We start from the raw sequence: 6,849 nt of genomic DNA, 5'->3' as shown, positions 1-6,849 counted from the left end.
TATCTGCTGTTGTTTCCGTTTATTTACCTGATGATCCATCTCGGTTTAGCCTGGGGATTTGTTAGCGGTATGTTTAAGAGGAACCGTACAACTGAAGTAAGTCTTTAAAAAAGACTCCTTTTATTGTTTTTTTATGTTGTCTTAACAGGACGATTTGTTATATAACTTGAGTATACTTCTTATATTGTGATAGAATCAGCAGTATCACCTATGACCTCAAAATCGGATAGAGTAAAGGCTGATTAAAGCCATCTTAATTTCAGGTTTAATACAGGGTGATTCAAAATTGAACAAATTTTTAGCAAAGCAGAATACAAAATCAGTCGACAATATTTATAAGCTGGTTGTTTACAACGTATTAATATTTAAGATAAGTCAGGCCCAAAACGGCATGAGAATTGTTGCTAATAAGGGGGTAAATAGAGGGGTATCATATTTAGGGGATCGTGATAATCACAGCAACAAAAAGGATTTGAAGGGTTAAATGATGGAATCAGCAGAAGCAAATTATAATACCGTCTGCAGGACGGGGTCAAACCGCAGTGGCGGAATCGCGGTACTAATGGCACTGATTGTCATGTTGACCGCGGTCGGAGCCGTGGCGGAGTATCAGGATGAGTTCTCGGATACGGTCACGATTAACTCTGCCATGTTGCCATATAATGTGCCCAAAAGCAATATTTTGGTTTTGACCGATGGCAATCTATATGCGACCGGCACTGGGATTAACGTCGGAGATGCTCATTATGTCAAAATCGATGGACAGGGCGACACGCTCTTTTTCGGCAGTTCCGGCGCTGACGATGTCTATGGCATTAAGCTTTCATGGAGCCCGGAATATATACAGATTAAAAACATGACTATTGTTCACGATGTGCCCGATAACAGCCCGGCTGAGGACTGCGGGCCAATCCATATTTTTGGTGATGACAGTGTGCTGGTCGAAAATGTAAACATGGTGGCAAGAGGGGTAGCAGGAAACTGTATCGACGCGACGATTCTGGGCGGAAATGGTATTTCTAATCTATGGATAAAAGATTGTCGTTGCACCAATCTTTCGCACAGTTTTTCTAATCGTGACGGTGATCCGGCATCGGCTATACGAATATGTGCCGATGCGAAAACTCATTCACCTGATGAGTATACAGCTAAACTGGAAAATGTGGTTGTAACCACAACTCCTCATTCAGCCATCTACACAACTGGCGTTATCAAACGTCCCAAGTTGATAGTCAACGCCTGTTCGTTAACCGTAGACGCTCGCAATGAAATGTATGACACTACCAACGCAACTATCTTTCATTGTGCCGGTAATGCCTTTGCAATATCCACTTATAAACTTGGGGCGGGTTCAGAAATCAGCTATAACTATATTACCTCTGGTACCAGCTATGAAGGTGGTCATGGTATCATGATTCAGGGCGCATGGGGTACCGAAACTGAACCAATCGAAGTTCATCACAACACGCTCGAGTTGCATCATGGTCCAAACACTTTTGAAAGACGATATGGTGGCGATGGTAAAGTGGAAGGGCTCTATATGCGCTGGCCGGCGGGTAACACACAGATGTCGAATCAATACGTGAAGTTTCATAATAATACTATAAAAGCTTATGCTGATGCCCATTCGGACCTGACCAGTGGTACCCTGCATACTGGCTCATCAGTACAGGCATTACGAATTCATTGTGACAGCGGATTTCATCACAATGAATTCTACAACAATAGAGTATTCGCCTTGCGAGCCGATTCACTGGTGGATACCGGACAGGTTTCGATGGTTTGTGCCATGATCGGTCGGATGGCCGATGACAGGCCAAACAAGTATTCTCTGGGTGTATTAGTTGAAGATGTCCATAGCAATGTATTCAAAAACAACTATTATTATTCCAACGGCGGAACTCCTCTCTGGCTGGGAAGCGTCTCCAACCATGAACTCGGCGGTGGCGGTTTAACCCTGGTGGGCGATACCCTGTACCGCGCGGATAATGCAGATGACAGCACTACGGTAGTCTTCCCGCACGTGGGATCATACAGGTACAGCTCGACTGGAAGCCGGCTTGTGGATTGCGTCTTTATGGGGTATTCCAGCGATGATGATGTGGTTTTCAATACGATTACCGAGGATGATGACTGCCGTGGGAAGGATCTGCGTTTTCAGCGGATTGTCTCTGTCAGGGTGCGCGATGAAAGCGCCCAGGCGGTCAATGGGGCGCAGGTCTGGATTACGAACAATTATGGCCAGACTGTTGGAAACGGGTACACCAATGCTTCCGGCTGGTTTGAAGATACGGTGACTTATAAAGCATTGCATTACAACAGCCCGAACCCCTGTTACTGGGAAGATTCGCTTAATTTCAATAATTTCACGATCAAGACCCGCAAGGGAACCGACAGTTCGCAGACGGTTGTGGCGGTCAATGCCACCTCGACTTTCCCTGTCAACCTGACTATTTCCGGTGGCGGTGCGGATGTCTGCGAGACTGCTCCGACTGTGCCGGGACTCAATTCTCCTGCCAATGGCGCGACTGTCCCGGTCAGGCCGAACCTGTGTGTCAATAATTCCAGCGGTGGATTGTGCCCTGACAACCTGACTTACGATTTCCAGGTTTCGACTAATTCGTCGATGAGCAATATCGTGGCGCAAATATACGGCAAGGCTGAAGGCGGGGGTACGACCTGCTATTCGCCCTCGTTCGATCTCAATCCGGGACAGACGTATTACTGGCGCGTGAGGTCGTATAACGGCACGACTTATTCGAGCTGGATGGCGGTCAAATCGTTTGTGGTGGAAAGTCCTAACAGCGCGCCATCGGCCCCGGTGCCAAATTCCCCGGCCTCGGGCGGAACGGTCAGTCTGCTCAGACCGGTGCTGAAAGTGAACAATTCCACTGATGTCGACGGTGATGACCTGACATATTCTTACCAGGTCTCGACCAACAGCAGTTTTACCAATATCGTTTCCCAGATTTCCGGAGTTGCCGAAGGCGGAGGTTCGACGACCTCATGGACGGTCAGTATCAACCTCGTGGATGGTAACACCTATTACTGGCGGTCGCGCGCTTATGACGGGCAGGCCTATTCGAATTACAGTTCCACGCGAGCGTTCAGCGTCGATCTGCCGAATAACCCGCCCTCGGCCCCGGGACCGAACCAACCTACCCAGGGCGCGGTGGTCAGTACACTCAATCCGGTCCTGACAATTGGCAATTCTTCTGACAGCGATGGTGATGAACTCACATACATGTTCCAGATTTCGTCGGTTGCTAACTTCTCAACAGTGGTGGCACAAGCTTCCAATATTGCCGAAGGCGGAGGAACCACGACATCATGGACAGTGCCGACGACCTTGAGCGATGAAACCTTGTACTACTGGCGTGCTCGTGCCTATGATGGCGCAGATTACTCAGGCTGGTCGGTATTGCGCTCATTTACTGTTCAGCTTCCCAACAACGCGCCCTCGGCACCGATTCCCTCGACTCCCAGCCATGGCGAACATATTGCCAGCCTGGCGCCGATCCTGACTGTCCTGAATTCGGCTGACCTGGATGAAGATGACCTCACCTATCATTTCCAGGTCTCAACTAATTCAGCCTTCACACAGATCGTTGCCCAGGCATCGGGTGTGGCAGAGGGAGGCACCTCGACACAATGGCAGGTCAGTAACACGCTTAATAACAACACCAACTACTGGTGGCGTGCGCGCGCTTATGACGGCGAGGATTATTCGGACTATGCACAGGTCCGTGTATTCTATGTCGAGGTACAGGAGCCAAATGATCCCCCGGATGAGCCGGGTGGAAGCGATCCTCCTCCGGGCGGAAGCGATTCCTCGACCAGTCCGATATTGACAGTCAATAACGCCAGCGATCCGGAAGGCGACCCGTTGACATATCATTTCGAGGTCTGGAACGACGCCCGCAGCCAGATGATCAAAAATTCACCTGCGGTGACTGAGGATGTCGACGGTACCACATCATGGCAGGTCGATACTACTCTCGCGCGCGGAGCAAGCTACAACTGGCGGTGCCGTACTTTTGACGGCAACCAGTACGGTAACTGGATGGACTGGTCGGATTTTGAAATCATACAGATCAACACACCGCCCACAGCGCCGACAGCTTATTCTCCGGAAGATGGAGATACCTTGCTGGGCTCGAATCATGAGCTGGTCGTTGTCAATGCCGAAGATGCTGATGGTGATGATCTCTCGTACGAATTCAAGATCTGTTCCGATCCCGCCATGAATATCGTCATCGAAAGCACTTTCGGTATCGATGAGGGACAGGACTTGACGACATCTTATTTGACCACTTTTGAGTTCGAGGATGGTGAAGTTTATTGCTGGCAGGCGCGGGTTTATGACGGTGAAGATTATTCCGCGTGGTCCGAGGTTCGTTCGTTCAGGCATTTCAGCCTGGTGGTGGCAACCCTGGAAGTGCCGACTCCCGTATACCCACTCCAGAGCGATACAGTGCGAACGATTCGTCCGCAGTTTACGATTCAAATCGATGAAAACGGTGAAGGTGAGAATTTCTATTTCGAATTGGCGGACAATCCACAGTTCAATCTGCCGTTGAGTTCAGGCGCGGTTTACGGCGAGCTGCCAACCACGAACTGGTCACCGTCGCATGACCTGAATGCCAATACAACATATTACTGGCGCGCCAGGGCGGAGCAGACCGAGTGGTCGCAAACTGTCAGCTTCGCGCTGGGAGGAAATATTCATGTCATCCCGAATCCGTACAAGCCGGCCCAGCATGGGAATAACGTCGTCTTTAAAAACATCCCCTCAGGTTCTGAGATACGGATTATGACTATTGCCGGGGATATCGTGAGGGTCCTCGACGATGTATCCGGGCCGGATGTCTCCTGGGACTGCACAAACAGCCAGGGATCACCTGTCGCGACCGGGGTGTACTTGTATTACGTGATTTATAACAACGGCATGTACGAAGATAAACTTGCTGTAATCAGATAAATTCAAACCCGATTGACTGCGGTCAAATTGGGTACCGGGTTTTGCAGGATTTGAAGGAGTCATCCATATTGAGATGGCTCCTTTTTTTTTCTGTAGTTTGTACAATTCTTAGCGAGTTATTCTTGTCGGACTGGTGGTTCACTCGTCTGTGGGTAGGATTCATTCGACGATTGAATCAAGAGTGACACGGATTCATGACATGAGTAAAACTGGACCCACCGCTAAAGAGATGAGCCACCTGCCATAACGAAGCGAGAGATCCTCACGTCGTGATCACGCCAGAGCGTGATTCCTCCTCGGGATGACTGAAACGTGTGGTCAAAAATCTTTTGTGACCAAAAACAAACCCAAGCGTTGTCATCGCGAGCGAAACGCGGAGATCTATGCGTTTGTAGTAGCATCGTCGCTACATAAACACATTTACAAGTGCTTTAATTTATACCGGACCGACACCATCAATTGTCTGCGATAAAAAGATACGCATCGTTTTTCAGGATTGGGCAAGTAAATCGGAATTGTCGCGCATAAATTCTTCAGCAAGCAGGCCATACCGCACCAGATCATAATATTTCTTATCGATCAACTCCGCCTTACGCAGTACAACCTCTCTGGTCCAGCCCAGTTTCTCAAGAAGTCTCATGGAGGCTTGATTGTATCCGAAAACTTCTGCGGTCAGATGATGGATGTCAAGCACTCTAAATGCAAAATTGCACAAGATCCTGACAGCTTCAGAAGTATAACCCTGGCGCCAGTATCGTCTGCCCATCCAGTAGCCGATCCAGCCGGTTTTATGACGATGGCTGATGAAGAACAGTCCCACGGCTCCGATGAATTGGCCGTCCTCATTTCGTTCGACCGCAAGCTCAAACTCTTTCAGTTTGCGCAGTCGGATCTGGCTTTTGCGCACGTAACCACGGGCATATTTTAGATCGTATTTTTCACCGGGGATACCGATATTTCGGCTGACTTCGCGGTCGAGCAGGATATTATAGACAGGCTCGATGTCCTTCAGTTTAAGTTTGCGAAGGGTCAATCGTTCGCTTCTGAGAGGCAGATTTCGCAGAACACTTTTATCGAACAAAAGCATAGCTACAGCTTCCGGAATTCATCGCGCAATATACCGTAGTACAGGTAGTCGTAGCGCTCTTTGTATTGAAGGCAGACCTGCCTCTGACGGCCTTCGCAGGTGAAGCCGAGGCGTGCCAGCATCTCGCCAGATTTCTCATTGGCATCCATAACCAGCGCGAAGACCCGGTTTAGCTCAAGGGTCTCGAACAGGTATCTCAGAAACAGCATGACTGCCTCGCTGGCATACCCGTTGCCCCAGTATTTTTTACCCAGCCAGTAGCCGATCTCGGCTCGCCTGTGGCGCCAGTTGATGTTATGTGATCCGATTGTGCCGATGACCTGTTTTGTTTTAGGATTTTCTATGCCCAGAACGAGGCCTGAATTGCGACGGATCATACTGTGAACATCCTTGATGAAGATATTCGCATCCTCGAGTTCATAGGGATGCGGTATGAACGTGTATTTAGCGATGTCCCATTCACGGGCATACTGATAGATCGAGCGCGCGTCCGGTTTGCGGATACGACGGAGGTTGATTCTCTTGCCTTGTATTGTGATATTTTTATCGATGGTTTTCATACTTGACATAGGTTGCTTCGTCGCTTCACTCCTGCAATGATATGGACCCATGTATCGTCATTCAATAACGGTCCTGTCATTTGAGTTAAACGGGGGCAATCATTTATTATCATACATATAGAAACGGATGCCTAATAAAAGCCACCGAGCGGATTCGAACCGCTGACCTGACGATTACGAATCGTCTGCTCTAGCCAACTGAGCTACGGTGGCCTGGTCAG

At 49.0% G+C, this 6,849-nt stretch carries 3 protein-coding genes and 1 tRNA gene; 1 reads left to right on the top strand and 3 read right to left on the bottom strand.

What is annotated here, in order from left to right:
• The first annotated feature begins 484 nt into the window (after positions 1-484).
• Positions 485-4,981, top strand: a complete 4,497-nt coding sequence (locus tag GF404_05840; protein MBD3381703.1) for a hypothetical protein — start codon at positions 485-487, stop codon at positions 4,979-4,981.
• A gap of 490 nt (positions 4,982-5,471) precedes the next feature.
• Here GF404_05840 and GF404_05835 read toward each other — a convergent pair whose 3' ends face one another.
• The 3 genes from GF404_05835 to GF404_05825 all read right to left on the bottom strand — a co-directional run bounded on the left by GF404_05835 (position 5,472) and on the right by GF404_05825 (position 6,841).
• The gene (locus GF404_05835; protein MBD3381702.1) at positions 5,472-6,068 is read right to left on the bottom strand and encodes a GNAT family N-acetyltransferase; all 597 of its coding nucleotides are present in this window, start codon (positions 6,066-6,068) and stop codon (positions 5,472-5,474) included.
• Positions 6,069-6,070: 2 nt separating this feature from the next.
• Positions 6,071-6,679 carry a GNAT family N-acetyltransferase gene (locus tag GF404_05830; protein MBD3381701.1) on the bottom strand — a complete coding sequence of 203 codons (609 nt, stop codon included), beginning with the start codon at positions 6,677-6,679 and terminating at the stop codon, positions 6,071-6,073.
• Between the two features lie 88 nt (positions 6,680-6,767).
• A tRNA-Thr gene (locus tag GF404_05825) sits at positions 6,768-6,841 on the bottom strand.
• Positions 6,842-6,849 lie beyond the last annotated feature (8 nt).

It is taken from the genome of Candidatus Zixiibacteriota bacterium (assembly GCA_014728145.1).
In the GTDB taxonomy this organism is placed as follows: Bacteria; Zixibacteria; MSB-5A5; order JAABVY01; family JAABVY01; genus WJMC01.
This window is presented reverse-complemented; position numbering and strand designations above follow the sequence as displayed.

Bases quoted from the DNA above. Each gene is read 5' to 3' on its own strand.
- GF404_05840 (MBD3381703.1), top strand. From the start codon at position 485: ATGATGGAATCAGCAGAAGCAAATTATAATACCGTCTGCAGGACGGGG.
- GF404_05835 (MBD3381702.1), bottom strand. From the start codon at position 6,068: ATGCTTTTGTTCGATAAAAGTGTTCTGCGAAATCTGCCTCTCAGAAGC.
- GF404_05830 (MBD3381701.1), bottom strand. From the start codon at position 6,679: ATGGGTCCATATCATTGCAGGAGTGAAGCGACGAAGCAACCTATGTCA.